This window comes from Streptomyces decoyicus, from assembly GCF_019880305.1.
Taxonomy (GTDB): domain Bacteria; phylum Actinomycetota; class Actinomycetes; order Streptomycetales; family Streptomycetaceae; genus Streptomyces; species Streptomyces decoyicus.
This window is the reverse complement of sequence record NZ_CP082301.1, coordinates 4,845,139-4,869,948: the sequence shown is the minus strand read 5'-3', so window position 1 is coordinate 4,869,948 and position 24,810 is coordinate 4,845,139. Positions and strand designations below refer to the sequence as shown.

29 protein-coding genes are annotated in these 24,810 nt (G+C 71.6%); 21 read left to right on the top strand and 8 right to left on the bottom strand.

The window, feature by feature from the left end; translation table 11 throughout:
• Positions 1–10 precede the first annotated feature (10 nt).
• Entirely contained in the window at positions 11–298 is a 288-nt protein-coding gene (locus K7C20_RS21480) for a DUF1416 domain-containing protein (RefSeq protein ID WP_030085405.1), read from the top strand.
• Positions 299–476: 178 nt separating this feature from the next.
• On the top strand, positions 477–764 hold the full coding sequence (locus K7C20_RS21475) for a DUF3099 domain-containing protein (protein WP_030085403.1): 288 nt from the start codon (positions 477–479) through the stop codon (positions 762–764).
• A gap of 56 nt (positions 765–820) precedes the next feature.
• Here K7C20_RS21475 and K7C20_RS21470 read toward each other — a convergent pair whose 3' ends face one another.
• On the bottom strand, positions 821–1,186 hold the full coding sequence (locus tag K7C20_RS21470) for a DsrE family protein (RefSeq protein WP_030085401.1): 366 nt from the start codon (positions 1,184–1,186) through the stop codon (positions 821–823).
• A gap of 310 nt (positions 1,187–1,496) precedes the next feature.
• Here K7C20_RS21470 and K7C20_RS21465 point away from each other — a divergent pair, with 310 nt between their 5' ends.
• The 6 genes from K7C20_RS21465 (at position 1,497) to ygfZ (ending at position 6,753) form a co-directional block, all read left to right on the top strand.
• Positions 1,497–2,084 (top strand): heme-binding beta-barrel domain-containing protein, encoded by a 588-nt coding sequence (locus K7C20_RS21465; RefSeq protein ID WP_030085397.1) that lies wholly within the window; start codon positions 1,497–1,499, stop codon positions 2,082–2,084.
• A 237-nt stretch (positions 2,085–2,321) separates the two neighbouring features.
• On the top strand, positions 2,322–3,416 hold the full coding sequence (locus tag K7C20_RS21460; RefSeq protein WP_053210354.1) for a FecCD family ABC transporter permease: 1,095 nt from the start codon (positions 2,322–2,324) through the stop codon (positions 3,414–3,416).
• Positions 3,416–4,207 carry an ABC transporter ATP-binding protein gene (locus K7C20_RS21455; RefSeq protein ID WP_053210353.1) on the top strand — a complete coding sequence of 264 codons (792 nt, stop codon included), beginning with the start codon at positions 3,416–3,418 and terminating at the stop codon, positions 4,205–4,207. The genes K7C20_RS21460 and K7C20_RS21455 overlap by 1 nt, the downstream gene beginning before the upstream one ends.
• A gap of 10 nt (positions 4,208–4,217) precedes the next feature.
• Complete coding sequence (locus K7C20_RS21450) at positions 4,218–5,255, top strand: ABC transporter substrate-binding protein (protein ID WP_053210352.1); 1,038 nt, start codon at positions 4,218–4,220, stop codon at positions 5,253–5,255.
• A 48-nt stretch (positions 5,256–5,303) separates the two neighbouring features.
• Complete coding sequence (locus tag K7C20_RS21445) at positions 5,304–5,741, top strand: Fur family transcriptional regulator (RefSeq protein WP_030085386.1); 438 nt, start codon at positions 5,304–5,306, stop codon at positions 5,739–5,741.
• Between the two features lie 31 nt (positions 5,742–5,772).
• Positions 5,773–6,753: a CAF17-like 4Fe-4S cluster assembly/insertion protein YgfZ gene (gene ygfZ, locus K7C20_RS21440; protein WP_053210351.1), complete on the top strand. Its 981-nt coding sequence runs from the start codon at positions 5,773–5,775 to the stop codon at positions 6,751–6,753.
• Positions 6,754–6,819: 66 nt separating this feature from the next.
• Here ygfZ and dtd read toward each other — a convergent pair whose 3' ends face one another.
• Positions 6,820–7,245, bottom strand: a complete 426-nt coding sequence (gene dtd, locus K7C20_RS21435; protein WP_030085382.1) for a D-aminoacyl-tRNA deacylase — start codon at positions 7,243–7,245, stop codon at positions 6,820–6,822.
• 175 nt (positions 7,246–7,420) lie between these two features.
• Between dtd and K7C20_RS21430 the strand changes: the two genes are divergently transcribed.
• The 4 genes from K7C20_RS21430 (at position 7,421) to K7C20_RS21415 (ending at position 10,686) form a co-directional block, all read left to right on the top strand.
• The gene (locus tag K7C20_RS21430; protein WP_245171836.1) at positions 7,421–8,158 is read left to right on the top strand and encodes an RsiG family protein; all 738 of its coding nucleotides are present in this window, start codon (positions 7,421–7,423) and stop codon (positions 8,156–8,158) included.
• Between the two features lie 51 nt (positions 8,159–8,209).
• Complete coding sequence (locus K7C20_RS21425; protein WP_053210349.1) at positions 8,210–9,229, top strand: asparaginase; 1,020 nt, start codon at positions 8,210–8,212, stop codon at positions 9,227–9,229.
• A 154-nt stretch (positions 9,230–9,383) separates the two neighbouring features.
• The gene (locus tag K7C20_RS21420) at positions 9,384–9,815 is read left to right on the top strand and encodes an ankyrin repeat domain-containing protein (RefSeq protein ID WP_030085376.1); all 432 of its coding nucleotides are present in this window, start codon (positions 9,384–9,386) and stop codon (positions 9,813–9,815) included.
• A 304-nt stretch (positions 9,816–10,119) separates the two neighbouring features.
• Positions 10,120–10,686 carry an NADPH-dependent FMN reductase gene (locus K7C20_RS21415; protein WP_053210348.1) on the top strand — a complete coding sequence of 189 codons (567 nt, stop codon included), beginning with the start codon at positions 10,120–10,122 and terminating at the stop codon, positions 10,684–10,686.
• A gap of 18 nt (positions 10,687–10,704) precedes the next feature.
• Here K7C20_RS21415 and K7C20_RS21410 read toward each other — a convergent pair whose 3' ends face one another.
• Both K7C20_RS21410 and K7C20_RS21405 read right to left on the bottom strand, forming a co-directional pair.
• Complete coding sequence (locus K7C20_RS21410) at positions 10,705–10,887, bottom strand: hypothetical protein (RefSeq protein WP_209444031.1); 183 nt, start codon at positions 10,885–10,887, stop codon at positions 10,705–10,707.
• Positions 10,888–10,988: 101 nt separating this feature from the next.
• Entirely contained in the window at positions 10,989–11,399 is a 411-nt protein-coding gene (locus tag K7C20_RS21405; protein ID WP_030085370.1) for a VOC family protein, read from the bottom strand.
• A 203-nt stretch (positions 11,400–11,602) separates the two neighbouring features.
• Here K7C20_RS21405 and K7C20_RS21400 point away from each other — a divergent pair, with 203 nt between their 5' ends.
• Both K7C20_RS21400 and K7C20_RS21395 read left to right on the top strand, forming a co-directional pair.
• The gene (locus K7C20_RS21400; protein WP_030085368.1) at positions 11,603–12,226 is read left to right on the top strand and encodes a TetR/AcrR family transcriptional regulator; all 624 of its coding nucleotides are present in this window, start codon (positions 11,603–11,605) and stop codon (positions 12,224–12,226) included.
• Positions 12,226–12,618, top strand: a complete 393-nt coding sequence (locus K7C20_RS21395) for a VOC family protein (protein WP_053210347.1) — start codon at positions 12,226–12,228, stop codon at positions 12,616–12,618. The genes K7C20_RS21400 and K7C20_RS21395 overlap by 1 nt, the downstream gene beginning before the upstream one ends.
• Positions 12,619–12,704: 86 nt before the next feature.
• Here the strand turns inward: K7C20_RS21395 and K7C20_RS21390 are convergent, their stop codons facing one another.
• Positions 12,705–13,697: an aldo/keto reductase gene (locus tag K7C20_RS21390; protein ID WP_030085364.1), complete on the bottom strand. Its 993-nt coding sequence runs from the start codon at positions 13,695–13,697 to the stop codon at positions 12,705–12,707.
• A 547-nt stretch (positions 13,698–14,244) separates the two neighbouring features.
• Between K7C20_RS21390 and K7C20_RS21385 the strand changes: the two genes are divergently transcribed.
• Positions 14,245–15,108 (top strand): putative protein N(5)-glutamine methyltransferase, encoded by an 864-nt coding sequence (locus K7C20_RS21385; protein WP_245171834.1) that lies wholly within the window; start codon positions 14,245–14,247, stop codon positions 15,106–15,108.
• 72 nt (positions 15,109–15,180) lie between these two features.
• Here the strand turns inward: K7C20_RS21385 and K7C20_RS21380 are convergent, their stop codons facing one another.
• Entirely contained in the window at positions 15,181–16,437 is a 1,257-nt protein-coding gene (locus K7C20_RS21380; protein ID WP_053210346.1) for an MFS transporter, read from the bottom strand.
• Positions 16,438–16,504: 67 nt separating this feature from the next.
• On the opposite strand from K7C20_RS21380, the gene K7C20_RS21375 reads away from it, so the two are divergent.
• From K7C20_RS21375 to K7C20_RS21360, 4 genes are all read left to right on the top strand, one after another.
• Positions 16,505–17,497, top strand: a complete 993-nt coding sequence (locus K7C20_RS21375) for an ArsR family transcriptional regulator (protein ID WP_048829914.1) — start codon at positions 16,505–16,507, stop codon at positions 17,495–17,497.
• Between the two features lie 43 nt (positions 17,498–17,540).
• Positions 17,541–17,987 carry a helix-turn-helix domain-containing protein gene (locus tag K7C20_RS21370; RefSeq protein WP_030085358.1) on the top strand — a complete coding sequence of 149 codons (447 nt, stop codon included), beginning with the start codon at positions 17,541–17,543 and terminating at the stop codon, positions 17,985–17,987.
• Positions 17,988–18,020: 33 nt separating this feature from the next.
• Positions 18,021–18,662: a hypothetical protein gene (locus tag K7C20_RS21365; RefSeq protein ID WP_030085356.1), complete on the top strand. Its 642-nt coding sequence runs from the start codon at positions 18,021–18,023 to the stop codon at positions 18,660–18,662.
• A 189-nt stretch (positions 18,663–18,851) separates the two neighbouring features.
• The gene (locus K7C20_RS21360; protein WP_030085354.1) at positions 18,852–19,196 is read left to right on the top strand and encodes a DUF2516 family protein; all 345 of its coding nucleotides are present in this window, start codon (positions 18,852–18,854) and stop codon (positions 19,194–19,196) included.
• Between the two features lie 100 nt (positions 19,197–19,296).
• On the opposite strand, the gene K7C20_RS21355 is transcribed toward K7C20_RS21360, so the two are convergent.
• Positions 19,297–20,691: a PP2C family protein-serine/threonine phosphatase gene (locus tag K7C20_RS21355; protein WP_053210345.1), complete on the bottom strand. Its 1,395-nt coding sequence runs from the start codon at positions 20,689–20,691 to the stop codon at positions 19,297–19,299.
• 328 nt (positions 20,692–21,019) lie between these two features.
• Positions 21,020–22,099, bottom strand: a complete 1,080-nt coding sequence (locus tag K7C20_RS21350) for a C40 family peptidase (RefSeq protein ID WP_246655312.1) — start codon at positions 22,097–22,099, stop codon at positions 21,020–21,022.
• Between the two features lie 433 nt (positions 22,100–22,532).
• Here K7C20_RS21350 and pstS point away from each other — a divergent pair, with 433 nt between their 5' ends.
• Complete coding sequence (gene pstS, locus K7C20_RS21345) at positions 22,533–23,645, top strand: phosphate ABC transporter substrate-binding protein PstS (protein WP_030085342.1); 1,113 nt, start codon at positions 22,533–22,535, stop codon at positions 23,643–23,645.
• A gap of 134 nt (positions 23,646–23,779) precedes the next feature.
• On the top strand, positions 23,780–24,778 hold the full coding sequence (gene pstC / locus K7C20_RS21340) for a phosphate ABC transporter permease subunit PstC (RefSeq protein ID WP_030085340.1): 999 nt from the start codon (positions 23,780–23,782) through the stop codon (positions 24,776–24,778).
• Positions 24,779–24,810: the final 32 nt, after the last annotated feature.

The following is a 24,810-nucleotide window of genomic DNA, read 5'->3' as shown; positions in this document are numbered from 1 at the left end:
AAGTACCCCTATGTGTGGAGCACAGGCAGGCGGCCCGGACGCCTCGACCATCAAGCCCGGTGAGACCACGATCCAGGGCAGCGTGACCCGCGACGGCGAGCCCGTCACCGGTTACGTCCGCCTCCTGGACAGCACCGGTGAATTCACCGCCGAGGTTCCCACCTCCGCGACCGGACAGTTCCGCTTCTACGCGGCCGAGGGCACCTGGACTCTGCGTGCGCTCGTCCCCGGCGGCACCGCCGACCGCACCGTCGTCGCCCAGCAGGGCGGCTTGGCGGAGGTTGCCATCGCTGTCTGACGGCGGACGTGGCCGCGCTCCGCAGTAGGGGCCTCGCCACGATGCAGACGGCCGGAGGGCCGCACCCCAGGGGTTTGGACGCCTTGGCCGGGGATGCGGCCCTCCGTGCCGTTCACGGCCCTGACGAGGTGTTCCCCGCCGACTTCTGTCCTGCCCCGCGCGGACTTACGGTGGATTCATGGACGCGCACCGCCGGTCGCCCGTACAGCGCCGCCATCGCAGGTACTTCGTCCTGATGGGCGTGTGCCTGGTGCTGTTCGTCCTGGCCTGGGGCGTGGTGCGGCTGTGGTCGGTGCCGGCCGCGGTGGGCATGTGCGTCGTCGCCATGGTCATTCCGCCCGTCGCGGCGATCATCGGCAACCGCCGGGAGCCCGGTGAGCGCTGGTGGGACGAGTCCGGCGACCCCGAGTCCGACCGCTGGTGGCGCGAGCTGGACGACCGGGGCGACGACAAGCACCCCCAGTAGGCGCGCCGGACGCCCGCAGGCCTCAGCGCACCACTGCCCTCAGTACACCGGAGCCCTCAGTACACCAGCGCCTGGACGTCGTCCGGCATGATCTCGCTGACGAACAGCTGGGAACCGGCGATCCCGGCCCCCTCGATCAGATCCTTCTGCTCGATGTCCCGCCGGGCCGCGCACTGGGTGCAGACGGTGATCGCGCCGCCACCGGCGCGGATCCCGTCGATCAGCTCCGGCAGGGGGGCCGCATGCGGCAGCTCGAAGTCCGCCGCCCGCCCCGGCAGCGCGAACCACACCGACTCCCCGGTCAGCCACAGCGACACCTCGACGCCGCTGGCCACCGCCACCGCCGCCACCGTGAACGCCTGCGAACACCGCTCGGGCGCATCCGCACCCGCCGTTACCTTGATCACGAGCTTCTTCGCCATGGGGCAAGAGTAGGCGCGGCGGACCTCACAGCGCCGTTGTCCCCGCCGCCGACTAGACTCTCAGGCGGTCCGTTACACCCTCACTCCGTTCAAGGAGCGCGCTCGTGCTTGAGGCATTCTTCACCACCCTGCTGGTTCTCGTCGGCGTCGCCGTGGTCGCGTTCGCCGGTCTGACCTGGAAGAAGCTCTACCAGGGCCAGCGCTGAGCCGTCGCTCCACCGGCTACGCCGGGTGGCGCAGCCCGCCAGCCTCATGGGAGCGTCTCGTGCGCCCCTGCCGAATCCCCTCCACATAGATCGCCTGAGCTCTCATGATCGAGATCCCGTCCGACCTGAACCCGGCCCTGGTGCCGCTCGCCTTCCTCCTCGGCAACTGGGAGGGCGCCGGCGTCGCCGAATTCCCGGGCACCGAGAAGTGCAACTTCGGGCAGGAGGTCAGCTTCACCCACGACGGCCGTGACTTCCTCGAGTACACCTCGCACAGCTGGGTGCTCGACGCCGAGGGCAAGAAGGTCCGCCCGCTGGAGAGCGAGAGCGGCTTCTGGCGTATCGACGCGGACCGCAAGGTCGAGATCGTGATGAGCCGCGACCAGGGCGTGGTGGAGGTCTGGTACGGCGAACTCGCCGACCAGAAGCCGCAGATCGACCTGGCCACCGACGCCATCGCGCGCACGGCCGCCTCCGGCCCGTACAGCGGCGGCAAGCGGCTCTACGGCTACGTCAACAGCGACCTGATGTGGGTCGGCGAGAAGGCCACCCCGGACGTGCCGCTGCGCCCCTACATGTCGGCGCATCTGAAGAAGGTCGCCGACCTCCAGGAGTGGGCGGAGAGCCTCCCGGACGACATGCCGGACGGCGTGTCCTTCTTCCGACCCGACGGGACGCCCTACAACCCGTAAGCACAACGGGAGAGCCCCGCTCTCCCCGCCAGCGCCCCGCGGGGGAAGCCGGTCGAAGTCCGGCGCTGACCCGCAACGGTAGGCGGAAGGTCTCCTTCCGCAAGCCCGACTGCCCGTGGTGCGCGACGCTTCCGCTCAACTCGCCGTGGACTGCGAGGGGACGCGCCGGACCAGCGCGGTCCCGGGCCCTCCTCGGTACGTACGGACGCGGCCCGACCCCGAGGCGGCCGACCGACCGTGGCGAGCCCCACCACCCCTCCGACGACGGCGGGGACCGGCGCACCGCCGCCGCCCCGGCGTCTGCCCCTGCCGCCCCTGACCGCCGCCCTCGCGGCCGTCCTGCTCGGCTCCCTGCTGTGCGGGGCCGGCCTGGGCGCAGCCGGTCTGAGCTGGGCCCGGGTGGCGCGCTATCTGGGCGCCGGGCTGACCGGCGGCACGATCTCGGCGGACGAGGTCTCCGCGTACACCATCGTGTGGGAGCTGCGCTTCCCGCGGGCCGTCCTGGCGGCCGTCGTCGGCGCCGGGCTCTCCGCCATCGGTGTCGCCGTGCAGGCCCTGGTCCGCAACGCCCTCGCCGACCCGTTCGTCCTCGGCATCTCCTCCGGAGCCGCCGTCGGGGCCAACGCCGTCCTGCTCTTCGGCACGCTCGGCGCACTGGGCGTCTGGGCACTGTCGGTGTCGGCGTTCGTCTCCGCGCTGATCGCCATGGCTCTGGTCTACGCGGCCGCCCGCACCGCCCACGGGCTCACCCCGCTGCGTCTGGTGCTGACCGGCACCGCGATGTACTACGGCTTCTCCGCCGTCACCACCCTCATGGTGTTCAGCGCCGACCGCGGTGAGGCGGCCCGCTCGGCGATGATGTGGCTGCTCGGGAGCCTGAGCGGGGCCGGCTGGAACTCGGTGCCGATCGCCGCCGCCGCGGTCGCCGCCGCCCTGGCCCATCTGCTGCTCTCCGCGGGCCGGCTGAACGCGCTGGCGATGGGCGACGAGACCGCGGCCGCGCTCGGCGTGGAGGCGCCCCGGCTGCGCCGCGAACTGTTCGTCGTGGCGGCCGCCGTCACCGGCGCGGTGGTCGCGGTCAGCGGCGCGATCGGCTTCGTCGGGCTGATGGTGCCGCATGTGACCCGGATGCTGGTCGGCGCCGACCACCGCCGGGTGCTGGCCGTCGCGCCGCTGCTCGGCGCGGTGCTGCTGGTGTGGGTGGACCTGCTCTCGCGGGTGCTGCTGGCGCCCGTCGAACTGCCGGTCGGCGTGCTCACCGCCGTCATCGGCGTGCCCTGCTTCGTCCTGCTGATGCGGCGGCGCGGCTACACCTTCGGAGGCGGCGCCTGATGCGGCTCGACATCACCGGCCTGTCCGTGGAGGTGGCCGGGAACCGGCTCGTCCACGACATCACGCTACGGGCCGGCAGCGGCCGGCTGGTCGGCCTGGTCGGCCCCAACGGCAGCGGCAAATCGACCCTGTTGCGCTGTGTCTACCGCGCGCTGCGCCCGGCCGCCGGGACCGTACGGCTGGACGGCGCGGACCTGCATGCCATGGACGCGCGCGAGGGCGCCCGGCTGCTGGCCGCGCTGCCCCAGGAGGCCAGTACGGAGTTCGACTTCACCGTGGCCGAGGTCGTCGCGATGGGGCGGCTGCCGCATCAGCGCGGCGCGGGCCGGGCGAGCGCCGAGGACGACGCACGCTGCGCGCGGGCGCTGGCCCGGGTCGGCGCGGACCAGCTGGCCGGGCGCGGCTTCCTCAGCCTGTCCGGCGGTGAGAAGCAGCGGGTGCTGATCGCCCGCGCGCTGGCCCAGGACCCGCAGGTGCTGGTCCTCGACGAGCCCACCAACCACCTGGACATCGCCCAGCAGTTGGAGGTGCTGGCGCAGGTCAGGGACAGTCGGCTGACGGTGCTGACCGCGCTGCACGACCTCAACCTGGCGGCCGTGCACTGCGACGAGCTGTATGTCATCGCCGGCGGCCGGATCGCCGCCGCGGGCCCGCCGCACGACGTCCTCACCCCGGAGCTGCTCGCCGAGGTCTTCGGCGTCCGCGCCCACCGCGTACGGCATCCCGAATCGGGCGCCGTCCAGCTGCTGTTCGACCGTCTCGCCGCCCCCGCCCCCGCCGCCGACTCCTGAGGACCTCGCCATGCGCCGCTCCACCGCCCCGCTCACCGTCCTCGCCCTCGCGCTCGCCCTGACCGGCTGCGGCGCGAAGGTCTCCGGCGACGGCAGCGACGCCGCCGCCGGCCGGCACCCCGCCAAGGCCTCCGGCCGCTACCCCGTCACCATCGAGAACTGCGGCACCCGCGCCACGTACGACAGGGCCCCGCGCCGGGTCGTCACCAACGACGTCGGCATCACCGAGATCATGTTCGCGCTCGGCCTGGAGAACCGGATGGCCGGCTACGTCATGCCCGACGACAAGGGCGATCTCGACGGCCTCCCCTGGAAGGCCGCGTACGACAAGGTCCCCCGGCTCTCCAAGAAGGCGCTCACCAAGGAGATGGCCCTCGACGCCCGTGCCGACCTGGTCTTCGCGGGCTGGAACTACGGCTTCGGCGAGGACAACGGCCTGACCCCCGCCGCCCTGAAGAAGCTCGGCATCGGCAGCTATGTCCTGACCGAGTCCTGCCACAACGGCACGGACGGCGGCGCCCGCGGCGTCATGCCGCCCCTGGAGGCGCTCTACACCGACCTGACGACGCTCGGGAAGATCTTCGGCGTCGAGGACCGGGCCGAGGCCCTGGTGAAGAAGTACAAGAAGCAGGTGGCCGACGCCGCCGCCAAGGCCCCCGCGCCCGCCCGGCGTCCCTCCGTCTTCCTCTACGACGACGGCCGCGACAGGCCGTTCACCTCGGGCAAGTACGCCGGACCGCACGACATCATCACCAAGGCCGGCGGCGACCACGTCATGAAGGACCTCAAGGATTCCTGGACGACGGTCGGCTGGGAGACCGTCGTCGACCGCGACCCCGACGTCATCGTGATCAACAACTACGGCGACACCTCCGCCGCCCGGAAGAAGGCGTTCCTGGAGTCCTACCGGCCGCTCGCCGGTGTCTCGGCGGTCAAGCACCACCGGATCTACGTCATGGACTACGCCGAACTCGTCGAAAGCCCCCGCAACCCCGCCGCCGTCAGCGACCTGGCCCGCTATCTGCGCGGCGTACGGAAGGGCGGCTGAGGCGGGCAAGCCACGCACACCCGCCGCCCGCCCTTCTACACTGGCCGTGTGGTGACCACCGACTGGCAGAGCGACCTCCGCAGGCGCGGATACCGCCTGACCCCGCAGCGTCAGCTCGTGCTGGAGGCTGTGGACAGACTGGAGCACGCCACCCCTGACGACATCCTCACCGAGGTGCGCAAGACGGCGGGCGGGGTGAACATCTCCACGGTCTACCGGACCCTGGAACTCCTCGAGGAGCTGGGCCTGGTCAGCCATGCCCACCTCGGGCACGGCGCCCCCACCTACCACCTCGCCGACCGCCACCACCACATCCATCTGGTGTGCCGGGACTGCACGGACGTCATCGAGGCGGATCTGTCGGTGGCCGAGCCGTTCACGGCGCAGCTGCACGAACAATTCGGCTTCGATACGGACATGAAGCATTTCGCGATCTTCGGGCGCTGTGCGGCCTGCCGCGACAAGGCCGCCGAGGGTGACGGCTGAGGCGGTCTCCGGCGAGTCGTAGGCTGGCCCCATGCTGCGACAAACTCCCGCCAGCCCTCTTCTGTCGCTGCCCGGCGCCGTCCCCGCCGAGGCCCCCGACGAAGGCGTCGCCGCGCACTACGGCGACCTCTTCCGTGAGCAGCGCGCCCTCGCCGACGGCTCCGGCTTCGTGGACCTCTCCCACCGCGGCGTGGTCACCGTCACCGGCGCCGAACGGCTGAGCTGGCTGCATCTGCTGCTCACCCAGCACGTCAGCGACCTCGCGCCCGGCCACGCCACCGAGGCCCTGATCCTGTCCGCGCACGGCCACATCGAGCACGCGGTCTACCTCGTCGACGACGGCGAGACGACCTGGATGCACACCGAACCGGGCAGCCAGGAGGCGCTGATCGCCTACCTGGAGAGCATGAAGTTCTTCTACCGGGTCGAGGTCGCCGACCGCACGGACGAGATCGCCGTCGTCCACCTTCCGGCCGGCTCCATCGCCGAGGTGCCCGAGAACGCCGTCGTACGCGAGACCGCGCACGGCCGCGATCTGTTCCTGCCGCGCACCGACCTGGAGTCCTTCGCCGCGGCGAAGGGCCCGGCGATCGGCGTCCTGGCGCTGGAGGCACTGCGCGTCGAGGCCCACCGCCCCCGGCTGGGCCTGGAGACCGACCACCGGACCATCCCCCACGAGCTGGGCTGGATCGGCACCGCCGTCCACCTCCAGAAGGGCTGCTACCGCGGCCAGGAGACCGTCGCCCGGGTCCACAACCTGGGCAAGCCGCCGCGCCGGCTGGTCTTCCTGCACCTGGACGGCAGCGAGGTCCATCTGCCGCCGCACGGCACCCCCGTCCGCCTCGCCTCGGACGGCGAGGAGGGCCGGCAGCTCGGCTTCATCACCACCTCGGCCCGCCACCACGAACTCGGCCCGATCGCGCTCGCCCTCGTCAAGCGGAACGTCCCGGTGGACGCGCCGCTGATGGCGGGCGGCACCGCGGCGGCACAGGAGACCGTCGTCGAGCCGTAGGCCCGCCCCCGGACGCACGGCCGCCCGGACGCACGGGTGCCCCCGCGGGCACCCGGAGCGCCGGGCCTACACCTCGACCAGCACGGTGAACGGCCCGTCGTTCGTCAGGGACACCTTCATGTCCGCGCCGAAGCTGCCGGTCTCCACATGGGCACCCAGCGCCCGCAGCTGTGCGACGACCTCGTCGACCAGCGGCTCGGCGACCGGCCCGGGGGCCGCGGCGTTCCAGGTGGGGCGGCGGCCCTTGCGGGCGTCACCGTAGAGAGTGAACTGGCTGATCACCAGGAGCGGCGCCGCGGTGTCCGAGCAGGACTTCTCGCCCTGGAGAATCCGCACCGACCACAGCTTGCGGGCGAGCTGCGCCGCCTTCTGCGGGGTGTCCTCGTGCGTGACCCCCACCAGCACGCACAGCCCCTCACCGACGATCTCCCCGACCGTCTCGCCCGCCACCTCGACGCGTGCGCCGTCAACCCTCTGCACCACAGCTCGCATACCCGCCATCATGCCGGGCGGCCCACCGCCTTCGGACAGCCGTGCCCCTACAGGGGCCGTTCGGGTGCCATGGCCCTGCAGAAGGACCGCCCAGAGTGGCACGATGCGTGCACGTGGTGCGTTTCATGGACAACATGCCCAGGAAGCGGCACCGGACGAGGGGACGGAACGATCCATGAGCACTCTCGGCGCCGGACAGACACCCGGTCCCGTACCACCCGCCCGTACGACACCGAACGGTCGGACGACCTCCACCGCCCCCACGGCAGACACCACACGTCCGGCAGCCACCCCACCACCCCCCACCGCCCTGACGACCACCACGGCAACGGCTCGCGTCGAGCCGCCCGGCACCGAGGACGGCCCCATGCTCCAGGCAGGCCAGGCTCAGCAACCCCGCCCCCCGCAGCAGCGCGACCACTGCCGTCCGGCCACCACACCCGATCTGTCCGGTCTGGGACTGCCCGAGCTGCGGGTGGTACGACGCGACTCACAACAGGAAGAAGCCGATCTCAGCTATCTGCGGCGGCTGTTGCAGGGCCGGATCGACATCCTGCGGGCCGAGCTCGCCCGCCGGAGCGCCCAGCACTCACCGCTCCTCGACCGGCTGCCGGAGATCCTGACGGACCTGCCGTCGCGGCACCGCTCCTCGGCCCGGCACGTGACGGTCGGCACGCCGCACAGCGAGGAGTACCGCAGGCTCGCCGAGGAAATGCTCGGCGAGGTCGAGCTGTCCGATCTCACCGCGCGTACGGACCAGGAGCTGCATGACGCCATGGGCCGGCTGATCCGCTACGAACAGCAGGTCTCGCGTCGCCGTCAGTCGTTGCAGCGCACCACCGACGATTGCAGCGCGGAAATTGCCCGCAGGTACCGTGAAGGCGAAGCGCAAGTAGACGACCTGCTGTCCTGACCGGGCCACAAGCCTCCGGGGGGCGACAGGTCACCTCCCGGAAGGCCGCCGATGACCTCGCCCACGCCGATATCCGCACCGACCCGGGAAGCCTTCGCCTCCCCCGGGTCCACGGAAGGTGCGCCCGTTCCCGCTTCCCCCGTCCTGGCCGAGGTCGTCCGCTCCGGCTTCGTCGAGGGACGGCACCGCGGTTCGCTGGTGGTGCTCGCCGCCGACGGCAGCGTGGAGTGGTCGCTGGGCGAGGCGGCCGCCCCGGTCTTCCCCCGCTCCGCGAACAAGCCGATGCAGGCCGCTGCGGTGCTGCGGGCGGGCCTGGACCTCTCCGGCGAGCGGCTGGCACTGGCCGCCGCGAGCCACTCCGGCGAGCCCTTCCACCTCGGTCTCGTACGGACCATGCTGGCCGAGCACGGTCTGACCCCCGGCGATCTCCAGACTCCGGCGGACCTCCCGCTGGACCACGAGGAGGCGGAGGCGTACCTCGCCTCGGGCCAGGTCCGCGAGCGGCTCACGATGAACTGTTCCGGCAAGCACACCGCGATGCTGGCCGCCTCCGCGCTCAACGGCTGGCCGCTCGCCTCGTACCTCGACCGGGCTCACCCGCTGCAACAGCTGGTGGCCGACGGTGTCCGCACCGCGAGCGGCGAGGACACCGCGCACGTCGGCACCGACGGCTGCGGGGCGCCGCTGCTCTCCCTGTCGCTGACGGGCCTGGCCCGCGCCTTCCAGTACTTCGTCCAGGCCGGGCCCGGCACCCCTGAGCGGCGGGTCGCGGACGCGATGCGCGCCCACCCGGAGTACGTCGCCGGCACCCGGCGCCCCGACACCTGGCTGATGCAGGCCCTCCCGGGCACCCTCGCCAAGATGGGCGCCGAGGCCGTCCAGGCCCTGGCCCTCCCCGACGGCCGCGCCCTCGCCTTCAAGATCGACGACGGTGCCACCCGCACCCTCGGCCCGGTCCTCGCCCGCACCCTGCGCCTCATGGGCCTCGACGTTCCCGTCCTGGCCCGCCTGGAGGACGCCCCGCTCTTCGGCGGCGGCGCGCGGGTGGGGGAAATCCGCGCGACGTTCTGACGGGTGCGGCTGTGGCAGCGTGCAGCGGGTAGGGGCGGCCACAACGACCACATCGCCACGGCCGGCACCGGCACTCGTGCCCGCCGGCCTGCATAAGGTGGCGATGACACAGTGCACGCACGCACCCACCCACGACAGCAGGAGGCCGGCGACCATGAGCGACGCGAATCCCGAGCCGCAGGGGCCCGAGGCGATCGAGCACGCGCACGACCCCGAGGTGCTGCAGCTCGCGGCGAAGGTGTTCGACCTCGCACGGCACGGCGACACCGACACCGTCGCCGCGTACGTGGACGCGGGCGTCCCCGCCAACCTGACGAACGACAAGGGCGACTCGCTCGTGATGCTGGCGGCGTACCACGGCCACCCCGCCACCGTGGAGGCCCTGTTGCAGCGCGGTGCCGACGCCGACCGACCCAACGACCGTGGCCAGACCCCGCTCGCCGGGGCGGTCTTCAAGGCCGAGGACGAGGTCATCAAGGTCCTGGTGGCACACGGCGCGGACCCGTCGGCGGGCACCCCCTCCGCGATCGAGACGGCCCGGATGTTCGAGAAGACGGAGCTGCTGAAGCAGTTCGGGTCGGAGTGACCACTCGGGCGGCACGGCAGACGGCCCGGCAGACGGCCCGGCAGACGGCCCGGCCGACGGCCGGACAGGCGATACCCCGGCGGACGGCCCGATAGACGGCCCGGCAGGCAAGACCCCGGCCGACGGCCCGGTGGGGCGAGACCCCGCCGGGCCGTCCGCAGGAAAGGCCCGCGGCATGGCACCCCACGGCCCCAGGCAGGGCACCCGGCACGCTTGACCTCAAGCTCGCTTGAGGTCCTAGCGTCGAGTCCCGACGGCACCCCGCCGTGCACCGACTCACGTGTCCCACCACGAAGGGCCCCGCATGTCCGAGCACCCCTACCGCCTCGCAGTGATCATCGGCAGCACCCGGGAGGGTCGGTTCGCGCCCGTCATCGCGAACTGGTTCACCCGGCACGCCGAAACCCACGCACACATCGACGTGGACGTCATCGACCTCGACACCGTCCGCCCCTACGAACTGCGTTACGGCAGCGAGGAGTACGAGTCCTTCGCCAAGCGCGTCGACGAGGCGGACGCATTCGTCGTGATCACCCCGGAGTACAACCACTCGTTCCCGGCCCCGCTCAAGCACGCCATCGACCTGCTGCACCGCCAGTGGCAGGCCAAGCCGGTCGGCTTCGTCTCATACGGCGGGATCTCCGGCGGCCTGCGCGCCGTGGAACAACTACGGCTGGTCTTCGCCGAGTTGCACGCCACCACGGTGCGCGAAACCGTGAGCTTCACGCTCTCGGGCAACCTCTTCGACGACGCGGGCCGGCTGCACGACCCGGCCCGCGCCACCCAGGCCGCCGACACCCTGCTCCACCAGCTGACCTGGTGGGCGGTGACCCTCCGCGAGGCCCGCGCGGCCCGTCCGTACGGCGGCTGATCCATCCCATCTGCCCGGTCACCGGCGCCCGGCCCGGCTCGGCGGCGCGGCCTCACTGCCGCGGCCTCCGCCGGGTCGGGCGCTGTGCGCTGACGGGGCGGCCCGGCCGCAGCCGAGATCCAGCACCCGGCCGCACGCCGCCACCCGGTCCCGCAGGATCTCGTAACTGGAGCGGGCGCCCTCGGCCCGCCCATGGGCCATCGCCTGCACGGTCACCGCGGGATGCGCGGCATGAAAGGTCCGCAGAAATCTTCCTGAACCGTCGTCATCCGCCGACCCTAGGAGCCGGCAGCCCCCATTCCTCAGTCCTCCGGGGGCCGTTCCTGTAGCGCCCAGCCATTGCCGTCGGGGTCGCTGAAGTAGACGAACGAGTTCCACGCCCCGCCGGGGCCGTCGGCCATCGCCCCGTTCTCGACATGCTGGACGGGGCCGGCGTCCACCCCGCGTGCGACCAATTGCGCGCGGGCCGCGGCGATGTCGGGGACCACCAGCTGGAGCCCCTGCACCGAACCGGGCCGCACCTCCGTGACACCGTCGCCCGCACCGATGACGATCGAGCAGCCCGATCCCGGCGGTGTCAGCTGCACGATGCGCACCTCGTCGCCGACGCACATGTCGTGATCGACGGCAAAGCCCATCTGCTCGCTGTAGAAGTGCTTCGCCCGTTCCACATCGGCCACCGGGATCGGCACCAGTTCGAGCTTCCAGTCCATGGCGCGCCGTCCTTCCGTACGGGCGACGGCCCTGAACGGCGGCCGTCGGCACCGGCCTTGTCGCGCTGCAAGAAGTCTAAGGAGCGGGGGACGGACGTGCCCATCCATTGACGGAGTGAGTACTCACTCCGTAGCATGGCGCCATGACACCACCACCCTCCCGCCGTCGTGCCCCCGGCATGAGCGTCGAGGAGCGCCGCGCCATGATCGTGGCCGTTGCGCTGCCGCTCGTGGCGGAGTACGGCGCGGCTGTCACCACCAGCCAGATCGCCCGCGCCGCCGGGATCGGCGAGGCCACGATCTTCCGGGCCTTCAAGGACAAGGACGAGCTGCTGGACGCCTGTGTCGCCGAGGCCGTCGGCACGGACCACGTCCTGCGCGAGCTCGCCTCGATCTCCCTGGACGAGCCGCTCGCCGTGCGGCTGACCGAAGCCGCCGAGGCGCTGCGCGCCCACCTGGAACGCCTGGGCACCGTCGTCGGAGCCCTCCACGCCTCCGGACACCGCCGCGGCCGCGAGCCCGGGGCCGGCCCCCGGGACGGCGACGGGCCTCCGCGGGACGGCGACGGACCGCGGCGGGAGGGTGACGGGCCTCCGCGGGACGGCCGGGCCGAATCCGTCACCGTTCTGCGCAATGCCGTCGTCGAGCTGATCGAACCCGACCGGGCCGCGTTCCGTCTGAGCCCCGAGAAGGTCGCCTCCGCGTTTCTGGGCCTGCTCTTCACCCGACTTCAGACACCGGTGGCGGAGGCCGATGCCCCGCTCACCCCGGACGAACTCATCGACGTCCTGCTGCACGGCGCCCTCCACCACCCCGGGAGCACCTGATGACCGTGACCCTCAACCACACCATCGTCCCGGCCGCCGACCACCGCGCGGCCGCCCGCTTCTTCGCCTCGGTCATGGACCTGCCGGAACTCCCGCCGGCCGGCCGCCTGGGGCACTTCGCCCCGGTCCGGGTGAACGAGACGCTCACCCTCGACTTCATGACCGTGCCGGACGCCGAAGGCCATCACCTCGCCTTCGACGTCGACCCCGAGACCTTCGACGGAATCTTCGCCCGCATCCAGGCCGCCGGCATCCCTTACGGCAACGACCCCGCCGAGCCGGACAACGGCCGCACCGATCATCCGCTGTGCGCCCGCGGCCTGTTCTTCCGCGACGACTCCCACAACCTCTACGAGGTCATGTCGCGGGACGAGGCCATGCCGCCGGCGTGAGCGAGCGCCTCCCGGCTCTCGCAGTTCTCCCGCCGGCGCCACCGGCCACCGGCCTCCGCTCCCTCCACCGGTCTCTCACCTGTCTCTCACCTGTTGACGAACGCCATGCTGGACTCGTCGTACCGCGTACCGGCGATCCGGCCGGCCGGTGCCGCGGCGTCGATCGCGGCGAGTTCTTCGGCGGTCAGCTCGACGGCGAGCGCCCCGAGGTTCTCCTCCAGGTACTTCTCCCGGCGGGTGCCCGGGATCGGCACCACGTCGTCCCCGCGGTACTGCACCCAGGCCAGCGCGAGCTGTCCGGCGCTGACGCCCTTCTCGGCGGCGAGTGCGTTGAGCCGGTCCACGATGGCCAGGTTCTGCTCCAGGTTGCCGTCGGCGAAGCGCGGCTGGCTGCGGCGCACATCGGACTCCGGCAGGCCCTCCACCGAGGTGTAGCGCCCGGTCAGGAAGCCCCGGCCGAGCGGCGAGAACGGCACCAGGCCGATGCCGAGTTCCCGGCACACCGGCGCGATCTCCTGCTCCAGATCGCGGGTCCACAGCGACCACTCGCTCTGCAACGCGGCGATCGGATGCACCGCATGCGCCCGCCGGAGGGTCGCCGCGCTCGCCTCGGACAGCCCGAGGTGCCGTACCTTGCCCGCCGCGACGAGTTCGGCCATCGCTCCGACGGTCTCCTCGATCGGTATGTCGGGGTCGACGCGGTGCTGGTAGTAGAGGTCGATGTGGTCGACCCCGAGCCGGCGCAGCGATGCGTCGCAGGCCTCCCGTACGTAGGCGGCATCACCCCGGATCGCGGTCGGCTGCCCGAGCCGGTTGGCGAACCCGAACTTCGTCGCCAGCACCACCTCGTCCCGCCGGCCGGCGATGGCCCGGCCGATCAGCTCCTCGTTGTGCCCCGCCCCGTAGAAATCGGAGGTGTCCAGCAGACTGACACCGAGGTCGAGCGCCCGGTTGATGGTGGCGACCGACTGCGCGTCGTCCGACTCTCCGTAGCCATGGCTCATCCCCATGCAGCCGAGCCCCTGCGCGGAAACCACCAGCTCGCCGAGGTGACGGGTCGGAATGTTCGTCGTGGTCATGCTGCTGCTACCTCCTGGACGTACGGCGGACGGATCTGGATCGCGGACGGACCCCGATCCCTCCTTGCTCCCTGAGCTCCCGGCGCCCGCTCGGCGAGCCTGCCTGTTCCGGAACCCCGTCCCGGACGGTATGAGTTGGAGTGCGCTCGAAGTCAACAGGACTCATCAGGGCGCGGGGGCCGGGCACTTGGAACCCTCGCCCGTCGTCCCGCCCCTGCCGGCCATCCCGTCCTCGGTCCGCCGGCGGACGTCAGGGCGAGCCAGGTACGCGGGCGCTCACCGGCATCCGCGGCCCCCACGAAGGCCGCGCAAAGGCAGGGCACAGCACCGTGCCCGCGCCCATCCCTCTGTGCGCCGCGGCCCAGGTCAGGTAATGTTGCGCCCTCAGTAGCGGACCGACCGAGGAGGTGAGACCGATTCCCCGCCAGACCAGGCAGGCGCTCCCGGCTCACGCCCGTACGGTCCACCCGACGCAGGTGGCCGTCCGACACACGTGACCCGGGAAGCGCCCTCGGCGCCCCGAAAGGCTCACATGCCGTCGTCCCAGATGTCGTTCCCCCCATCAGCCCTCTCCTCGCCTCTCCCGGCACCCGTTTCCGCACCGCTCTCCCGCGCCGCCGTCGTCACCACGCTGCGCGCCGCCGGCTGTGTCTTCGCCGAGGACGAGGCGGAACTGCTCCTCGCAACCGCACGTACGGCCGACGAACTCGCCGCCATGGTGGAGCGGCGCACCCTCGGCCTGCCCCTGGAACACGTCGTCGGCTGGGCGGAGTTCTACGGGCGGCGGATCACCGTCGATCCCGGGGTCTTCGTCCCGCGCCGCCGCACCGAGTTCCTCGTGGGCCAGGCCGTCGGCCTCGGCCGCCGGACCGCCGCGCGCACCGGGCGGCCCCCCGTGGTCGTCGACCTGTGCTGCGGATCCGGCGCGGTGGGCACCGTACTGGCCGCCGCCCTGGGCCGGGTCGAGCTGTACGCCGCCGATATCGAACCCGCCGCGGTGCGCTGCGCCCGCCGCAACATCACCCCCGCCGGCGGCGAGGTCCACGAGGGCGATCTCTTCGATGCGCTTCCCGCCCGTCTCCGGGGCCGTATCGACATCCTGGTGGCCAACGTGCCCTACGTACCGAGCGAAGAGGTCGGGCTGCTGCCGCCCGAGGCCCGCGAGTACGAGCCACTGGTGGCGCTCGACGGCGGCGCGGACGGGCTCGACGTCCTGCGGCGGGTGACCGCGGCCGCCCTGCAATGGCTCGCACCAGGGGGCCATCTGCTGGTCGAGACGAGCGAACGCCAGGCACCGCAGGCCGTCGAGGCCTTCACCCGCAACGGGCTGCTGCCCCGGGTGGCCGACTCCGACGAGCTCTACGCCACGATCGTCATCGGCACCCGGGCGCCTGCCGAGGGGGCCGGGTAGCTCTGCCCCGACTCGACGAGGGGGGAGACGTACCGGCCGAGGATCACGCGGTGCCCTGGTCGAGGCGGTGGGCTACTGCGCCCCCTCGCGTCGGGCGCCGCGCCGGGGCGTGTCCGTGACCGCGGGTTCCGACAGGACGCCCGGAGGCGCACCGGGGGCGGCCGGTTGTCGTTCCTCGTGCCTGCCCAGAGCCGCCAGGGTCAGGGTCACGGTGACCGATGCGGCCGCCAGCAGCGTCATCGCCGTGGCCGGGGAGGTCAGTTGGGCCACCGTGCCCGCCAGGGCCGCGCCGACGCCCTGAAGGGTGGACATACCGACGAAGTGCAGGCCGAGGGCCTGGCCCGCGAGGTCGTCGGGAGTGAGGGACATCAGGCGTTCCTGGAGGACCAGGCTCGCGCCGTAGCCGACGGAGGCGAGGGCGGTGGCCACGGCCGACAGCGCCACTCCCGGCTGGAGGACGAAGAACAGGTAGGGCGTCGCCAGCAGCAGGCGCAGCGGGACCGCGAGGCGGGGGCGCCACGCGGGCGGTACCAGGCGGCCCACCGTCACATCGCCCACGAACATGCCCAGCGCCCCGCACGCGAACAGCGTCCCGGCCGCCCCGGGAGCGTAGGAGACGAAGAGCGAATCGCAGCCGACCACCAGGCCGTTGGGGATCCACAGGCCCAGGTACGTCAGGCGGCGGGGGCGCGAGGACCACAGGAGGGCGTTGGTGTGCCAGGTCGCCGAGACGGACGGGCGCCCGGAGGAGCGCGGCGGGCGGGCCGTGAGGCCCAGGCGGGTACCGAGGGCCGACAGCACGTACAGCACCGCCGCCAGGAGCAGGCACGTCCGCGGGGTCAGGAGCGCCAGCAGCGCGCCGCCCGTCGCGAAACCGGCCACCTGCATCAGGCCCCAGAGCATGTTGAACACGGAACGGCCCAGGACGTAGCCGTCTTTCGGCAGGATTTCGTTCAGCAGCCCTGCGCGCACTCCCCCGCCCAGGGACGCGATCAGGCCCTGCGCCAGTACGACGGCGAAGACCGCCCCGACCGGCAGGCCGGGCAGCGCCAGCACCGCCGTACCGGCCGCGAAGGCGAGGGCGAGGCCGGAAAGGATCGCGCGCGGGGGCAGACGGTCGGCACCCGAGAGCAGGAACGTGGCTCCCAGCAACTGCGCCAGCTGCGGGCCGAACATGCTCACCGCCGACAGGAGCGGGGAGCCGGTGGCCCGGAAGACCAGCGTGCCGAGGGCCAGGCCGCCGATCGTCTGGGCCGCGGCGTGGGCGGCGAAGGAGAGCAGGAACGGGGTGAACTCCGGGGTGCGGAACAGGCTTCGGTAGCTGCGCATGCGTCGGAGTCTCGGAGCTGCCCGGGGCCGTGTTTACTGTTTCGCCGACACGCGAAAGGTCGTACGCATGGGCTTATGGCAGATCGACACCGACACCCTCGCCCACAGCCGGTTCGTGCTCTCGCCGTTCGCCGAGACCTTCGCGAGCCTGAAGCTGCTGTACGCGGGGACCGGTGCCCATCCGGGCGAGGCGGCCTGGCTGCGCGCGCACCTGCCCGGCTACCGCGCGCGCCTCGCGGCCGACCCGGTGACCGCGCTGCTCGTGCGGGCGGCGCTCGGCACGTCCTGGATCGCGGACTTCTTCTGCCCCACCTCGTGCGTCGGGGAGAGCTTCGAGGACAGCGTGGCCCGGGTGCGGGCGGCCGGGGCCTCGAAGGCGCGCGCCGACCTCCGCGTGTCCCTGCGGGGCCCGCTCCCCGGCGCCCTGGAGCGGGACGACCTGCCCGAGCGGGCGACCGTGCTCCTGACGTACGTCTGGGAACAGACCGTACGGCCGTACTGGGAGCGTCGGCGGCGCGCCCTGGAGGCCGACATGGTCGCGCGGACCGCGCGGGTGGGCCGGGGCGGCTGGGCGGCCGTGCTGGACTCTCTGCGCCCGGGGACGCGGTGGCTCGGGGACAGCCGCTTCCAGGTCAACCTGAACGCGTATCCGCCGCGGGAGATCGCCGCCGGGGCCGAGCTGCTGTTCATGCCGGTGACGCCGAGGACCGGGTGGGTGTCGTGGGAGGGACGGGAGCGGTACGCCGTCGTCTACCCGTGTCTCGGGGTGCTCGCCGAGGACCACGACCGGCGGCCCGTCCCGGCCGGGCTCGGGGCGCTCGTCGGGACCGCGCGGGCCGGATTGCTGATGCTGCTCGGGACTCCCATGAGTACGACCCAGCTGGTCGCCGTGACCGGGCAGGGGCTGGGGTCGGTGGGGCGGCATCTGCGGGTGCTGCTGGGCGCGGGACTGGTGGAGCGGCGGAGGGCCGGGCGGTCGGTGCTGTACGTGCGGACGGCGGCCGGGGAGGTGCTCGTGGAGGCGTCCGCCCCACCCACCCGACCAGACCACTCCAGCTAGCACCTTGCTTGCAATAGTTAGCACTTCGAGGCACCATCGACATATGGCATCACTCAACGTCGGCAATCTCGGCGAGTTCCTGCGGGAGCAGCGGCGCACGGCGCAGCTGAGCCTGCGGCAGCTCGCGGATGCCGCCGGGGTGTCCAACCCGTACCTCAGCCAGATCGAGCGCGGTTTGCGCAAGCCGAGCGCGGAGATCCTCCAGCAGCTCGCCAAGGCACTGCGGATATCCGCGGAGACGCTGTACGTCCAGGCCGGGATTCTGGACGAGCGGAAGGGTCTGGACGGGGTCGAGGTGCAGACCGCGATACTCACCGACCCGGCGCTGAACGAGAGACAGAAGCAGGTTCTGCTCCAGATCTACGAGTCCTTCCGCAAGGAGAACGGGCTCGGGAGCGGCGGCAAGGACACCGCTGTGAGCGGACCTGAGGACGGGCGCGGCACGGACTCCCTTGAGACAGAGGCCGACGGCGGCCCGCACGCCACCTGAGCAACCGATTCCGTTTCCAGGAGGAATAACGTCATGGCCATCAACACCGATGACCTCCGCAAGGCCCTGAGCGACGCGACCCCGCTGTACGCCCTGGCCGGCACCGTCGACCTGGCTGCCGAGAAGCTCGGCGAGGTGCCGCAGTTCGTCGAGAAGATCCGGGTCGAGGCGCCCAAGCGCTTCGAGTCCGTGCGCAGCACCGACCCCAAGGACGTCCAGGCACTGGTCACCAAGCAGGCCAAGGACGCCAAGGACAAGCTGACCGAGCTGCTGGGCTCGCTGGACGGCGACATCAAGAAGGTCCGTGACCAGGCGCAGGAGCTGGCGCTCCAGGGCGTGGGCCGCGCGGCCGAGGCCGTCGTCCGGACCCGTGAGGGCTACGAGGAGCTGGCCGAGCGCGGTCGCGGCGCGGTGGCGACCTGGCGCGGCGAGGCCGCCGACCAGGTCGAGGACCTCGCGGTGGCGATCGAGCCGGAGCCCGCGCCGAAGTCCGCGCCCAAGCCGGCCGTCAAGAGCGCTCCGAAGCCCCAGACGGCGAACGGCGCCAAGGCGGAGACCAAGGCCACCCCGTCGACGCAGCCCAAGCCGGCCGCGCCGAAGAAGCCGGTCGCGCAGCGCAAGCCGGCCCCGGCGCCGGCACCGGCGAAGAAGAGCACCCCGCCGTCCGCCAAGTGAGGGCGCAGGGCACATGAAGCGAGGGTGCTGCGAGCTCGCGCACCTTTCGCCGAGGTCCCTTTCCCACGGGCCGGGCCGGGCACACTTCGGGTGCCCGGCCCGTTGTCCGGGTACGGTGGGGCCGCACGGGCGGCATACAGGCCGCCGCGGACCGAGAAGGACACGACCGGCGAACGGGCGGTGTATGGCGTGCTGATTTACGGGTTCCAGAGCATTCTGAGCTGGGTGCAGCTCGCCCTGGGTGTCTATGCCGCCGTGATGCTGGTCGATGCGGCCGTGCGCCGCGAGGACGCCTATCGCGCCGCGAGCAAGCAGACCAAGGGCATGTGGCTGATCTTCCTCGCCCTTGCCACGGCGCTGCTGTTCATTCTCCCGATCATGTCGTTCCTGCCGGTCATCGGCGTGATCGCAGTGATCGTGTACACCGTCGACGTACGCCCGGCGCTCCGGCAGGTCACCGGCGGCGGCCGTGGCCCGCGCCGCGGGGGCTCCAGCTCGGACGGGCCGTACGGGCCCTACAACGGCGGCCGCTGAGCCGAGCGGGAGGCCCCGGAGAAGACCGGGCCCCCGCGACCGCGGGGCCGCGGCCCGCTGACGGCACCGGCGCCACGGCAGCAGCGGGGACGCAGACCCCTCAGCGACGGTCCAGCAGCAGGACGGCCACGTCGTCCGTCAGCTCGCCGCCGTTCAGGTCGCGCACTTCCCTGACCGAGGCGTCCAGCAGCTCCTCGCCCGTGAGACCGGCGGCCATCTGCCGGCTGACCAGCTCGGTCATGCCCTCCTGGCCGAGGCGCTGATTCCCCTTGCCGATCCGGCCCTCGATCAGACCGTCGGTGTACATCATCAGGCTCCACGAGCCGCCCAGTTCCACCTGCCGGCGCGGCCAGCGGGCATGCGGCAGCAGGCCGAGCGCCGGGCCGCCGAATTCGTACGGCAGCAGCTGCGGGCGCTCGCCGGCCTGGGCCAGCAGCGGTGCGGGGTGGCCGGCCAGGCACAGCCCGGCGCGGCGGCCGTCCGCGGAGATGTCGACGGTGCACAGCGTCGCGAAGATCTCGTCGTCCGCCCGCTCGTGCTCCAGCACCTTCTGGAGGGTGGCCAGCAGCTCGTCGCCGGAGAGTCCGGCGAAGGTCAGCGCGCGCCAGGCGATGCGCAGCTCGACGCCGAGGGCGGCCTCGTCGGGGCCGTGGCCGCAGACATCGCCGATCATCGCGTGGACGGTGCCGTCCGGGGTACGGACGGTGTCGTAGAAGTCGCCGCCGAGCAGCGCACGGCTGCGGCCGGGGCGGTAGCAGGCGGCGAACCGCAGGTCGGAGCCGTCGAGCAGGGGCGTGGGCAGCAGGCCGCGCTCCAGTCGGGCGTTCTCCTGGGCCAGCATCCGCGACTCGGTGAGCTGGCGCTGTGCGAGGTCGGCGCGTTTGCGCTCGACGGCGTAGCGGACCGCGCGGCTGAGCACCGCGCCGTCGAGCTCGTCGCGGAAGAGGTAGTCCTGGGCGCCGACGCGGACGGCATCGGCGGCGCGCTCGGCGTCCGTCTCGTAGGTGAGGACGAGAACGGCGTGCGAGGTGGCCATCCGCAGCACATCGCGCAGCATGCCCAGCTCGTCACCGGGGGCGTTGCCGTGGGCCGGGGCGCGTTCCGCGCGGTCGTGGGGCTGCCGCGGGGGCAGGTCGAGCAGGATGCAGTGCACATCGTCGGTGAGCAGCCGCTCGGCCTCGGTGAGGTTGCGGGCGGTCCGCAGGCGCACCTTGCGGCCCGCCCAGTCCCACATGTCGGGGACATGACTATTGGGGTCCTCGCCGATGAGGAGCAGGGTCAGGCCCTGGTGGGGCGTCCCGTGGTCGGCCGAAAGTCGCTGTTCGGCCGGCTGCGGCTGGTCGGACGCCGGAGAGCCCTGCGAGACCGGGAGGGCCGTCGCGTCTCCCGCGCCCGGCGCGCCGGCGACCTGCGCGGTATCCGCGCAGGCGTCGTCCACCGGTCCTGCCTGGTGCGGCAGCACGACCGTCCGCTGGTGCGGTACGGGTACGGGCATTGCTCTGCTTCCTTCCCTCCCCCCGAGGGGTGCGGCGGACGCCGACGGCGCACCACCGTGCCCGGCTCCCCGCCGCTCGTCGGTCAAAGGAGCGGAGGTGCACACCGGGCACTGACAGGCGACCATAGCGTCAGTACGGAGGGGGATGGAATGCCCGGCGGCAATCGGCCATCGTCATATGCCGCACCTGATAAGCCATTTGACCTGGGGAGGGATGAATGGGTAATGACGAACATCACCCCGCTTGAGTGCATTCAGCTACGCATCGGCAACCCTCGGACAGCAAACAATCCGGTCATTTATCGCGCGTGTGATGTGCGCCATCGTGTCAGCGCTCACCGTCGGGGCGGACGACGCCGAGGATCGGCATCGATCCGGCGCCGGTGATCGTGACCTGCCGGCCGGGCCGCGGCGCATGCACAATCGCGCCATTACCGAGATACATGCCGACATGGCTGGCATCCGAGAAGTAAATGATCAGGTCGCCCGGCCGCATGTCCTTGAGGGCCACCCGGGGCAGCTGTCGCCACTGCTCCTGTGAGGTCCGCGGGATGGTCCGGTCACCGGCCTGCCACGCCCGCAGGGTCAGCCCGGAGCAGTCGAAGGTGTCAGGACCTTCCGCACCCCACACATAATCCTTGCCGATCTGCGCGGTGGCGTACGAAATCGCCTTCTTGCCGGGGGCCGACGCCTTGTTGCTGATGTCTTTCAGTACGCCGGAGTCCAGCCACTTCTGCTGCTGCTTGAAGGCCAGCTCGTCCTCCAGCTTCTTCAGCCGGTCCTTTTCCTTGTCGGCCAGCCGGGATTCCAGCTTCTTTGCCGCTTCAATCTTTTTCTTGATGTCCCGCCGGGCGCTTTCCTTCTTCTTGCGGTTCGCCTCCAGCTTCTCCCAGCGGTCCGTGGCGGCGTCCGAATACGTCTCCAAGTCACCCTCGAGACGGGAAAGTTGGCCGATCACCCGCTTGGCGGCGTGCTGCGCCTTGCGGGCCAGGGTGGCGTTGTCGAGAAAGCCCTCCGGAGCGGCGTTGAGCATCAGCTTCGCCTCGGCGGGCAGCCCGCCGCCGCGGTACTGGGCACTGGCCAGCGCGCCCGCCTGCCGCTTGAGGGCGGCCAGCCGGTGCTGGGTGGTGTCGATGCTGCGCGCCAGCTTGACGATCTCCTTCTGCTGGAGCCCGACCTGTTCCTTGGCGGCGTTGTAGGCATCGGTGGCCTGCTCCGCCTTACGGTAAAGGGCATCGATCTTCTTGCGTACGTCGTCGAGACGCCGGGCGTCGGCGTCCGAGGCCGCTGCCACATCGGCGCCCCGCCCCGTGTCCGCGGACGGATTCTTCGGGTCATCGGCGTAGGCGGCGGTCGCCGTACCGCCGAGCAACCCCATCGCGCACAGGACGACAGCGGTGCACGCCACGAGCCGTCCGCCCCGTGCGCCCCACACCCCCCATGCCCCCCGTCCACCCCATACGCCCCGTACGTCCCGAACGCCCTGCTGTGCCCCCTGGCTCCCCACCAGCCACCTCCGGTCGTTCCGCACCGATTCGCGTGTCCCTCAGGCGCGGATGCTGCCATACCGGCCGGTAATTCAACAGGGCGACGGGCCGTTTCGCACGCGCGGGCGAGCGCTTCTCCCCCCGCACCCATCCGATGGCCGAGGTTCACCGTGCGTTCACTCTCCTCGTTCGGCCGCTTCACCTGATCTGCCTAATTTCAGCCTTACCGAGTGCGCGCCATGCCCGATGCGCAAGCGCGACACGGCTAGCTGGCATCGCAGACCGCGGTGACCCTCACCACTCATCACTTCGCACGCCGACGCAGCGGCGCGCCCCAGGAAGGAACTTTCGACAGTGAAGCTTCAGCGCAAGAACCGGGTTCGCGCCCTCGCCGTTGGCGCTCTCGCCGTCTCCGGTGCCCTGGCCCTGACGGCGTGCGGCTCCGATGACACCTCCGGCGGCGGAGGTGCCGCCGCCAAGACGTCGAACATCAAGTGCGAGGGCAAGGGCAAGCTGCTCGCGTCCGGCTCGTCCGCGCAGAAGAACGCCATGGACGTCTGGGTGCAGGCCTACTCGGGCGCCTGCAAGGACACCGAGATCAACTACCAGCCGACGGGCTCCGGCGCCGGCGTCACCACCTTCCTCCAGGGCCAGACCGCCTTCGCGGGCTCCGACTCCCCCCTCAAGCCCGACGAGGTCACGAAGTCGAAGCAGGTCTGCAAGGGCGGCCGGGCGATCGACCTGCCGATGGTCGGCGGCCCGATCGCGGTCGGCTACAACGTCCCCGGCGTCGACAACCTCGTGCTGGACGCCCCGACCCTGTCGAAGATCTTCAACTCGGAGATCAAGAAGTGGAACGACCCCGCGATCAAGCAGCTGAACCCGGGCGCCAAGCTCCCGGACCTCAAGATCCAGCCGTTCCACCGCTCCGACGACTCGGGCACCACCGACAACTTCACCAAGTACCTCAAGGCCGCCGGTGACTGGAAGCACGAGCCGGCGAAGAAGTGGGAAGGCGAGGGCGGCCAGGCGGCCTCGGGCTCGGCCGGCGTCTCCTCGCAGGTCAAGCAGACCAGCGGTGCGATCTCCTACTTCGAGCTGTCGTACGCGACGGCCGGCAAGGTCCCGACGGCCAAGCTGAACACCGGCGCCAAGGCCCCGGTCGACGCCACCGTCGACAACGCCTCCAAGGCGATCTCCGAGGCCACGCAGGTCGGCAAGGGCAACGACCTGGCCCTGAAGCTCAACTACACCACCAAGGCCGAGGGCGCCTACCCGATCACCCTGGTGACCAACGAGATCGCCTGCGACAAGGGCAACAAGCCCGCGACGCTGGCCGCCACCAAGTCCTTCCTGACCTACATCTCCAGCAAGGACGGCCAGAGCGCCCTGAAGGAGCTCGGCTACGCCCCGCTGCCCACCGAGATCGCCGACAAGGTCCGCAAGACCGTCGCGACGCTCTCCTGACCTACCGGGCGGCGGCCCCCATCCCGCCGTACGGCCGAAAGGGGCCCCCTCACAAGGGCCCCTTTCGGGCCGCCGCCCGTCCGGTGCACCGCCGCGCCAGGAGCCTTCAGCAGGCTCCGCAGACCGGAGAATCCATGAACACAACTCCCTCGACATCCGCCACACCGCTTCCGCCAGAGGACGACGGCCGCTCCGCCGTCTCCGGCAAGGCGGTCCGCCCCGGCGACCGGATCTTCCTCGGGCTCTCCCGGGGCTCCGGTATCGCCGTCCTGGTGATCATGGCCGCCATCGCGGTCTTCCTCACCTACCGCTCCGTGCTCGCCATCTCCGGCGACAAGGCCAACTTCTTCACCACGCTGGACTGGAACGCCAGCGGGCTGGAGCCCAAGTTCGGCATCGCGGTGCTCGCCTTCGGCACCGTCGTCAGCTCGGTGGTCGCGATGGTCATAGCGGTCCCGGTCGCGGTCGGCATCGCCCTGTTCATCTCGCACTACGCGCCGCGCAGGCTGTCCTCGCCGCTCGGCTACGTCATCGACCTGCTCGCCGCGGTGCCCAGCATCATCTACGGCCTGTGGGGCGCGCTGTTCCTCGTCCCGCATCTGACCGGCCTCTACACCTGGCTGGACGACTACCTCGGCTGGACCGGCATCTTCGAATACGGCGGCGGGGCGGCCCGTTCGCTGTTCACCGTCGGCATCCTGCTCGCGATCATGATCCTGCCGATCGTGACCAGCGTCAGCCGCGAGGTGTTCCTCCAGGTCCCGAAGATGCACGAGGAGGCCGCGCTCGCGCTCGGCGCCACCCGCTGGGAAGTCATCCGGATGTCGGTGCTCCCCTTCGGCCGCTCCGGGGTCATCAGCGCCTCCATGCTGGGCCTGGGCCGCGCCCTCGGCGAGACGATGGCCGTCGCCACGGTCCTCTCGCCCAGCTTCCTCATCAACACCAGCCTGCTGGACCCGGGCGGCGGCACGTTCGCCCAGAACATCGCCAGCAAGTTCAGCGAGGCCGACGAATTCGGCCAGGACGCCCTGATCGCCTCCGGCCTCGTCCTCTTCGTGATCACGCTGCTCGTCAACGGCGCGGCCCGCCTGATCATCGCCCGCCGCAAGGAGTACTCGGGAGCCGCTGCATGAGTGAGCGAAGCGAACGAATCAACAAGAGGTGC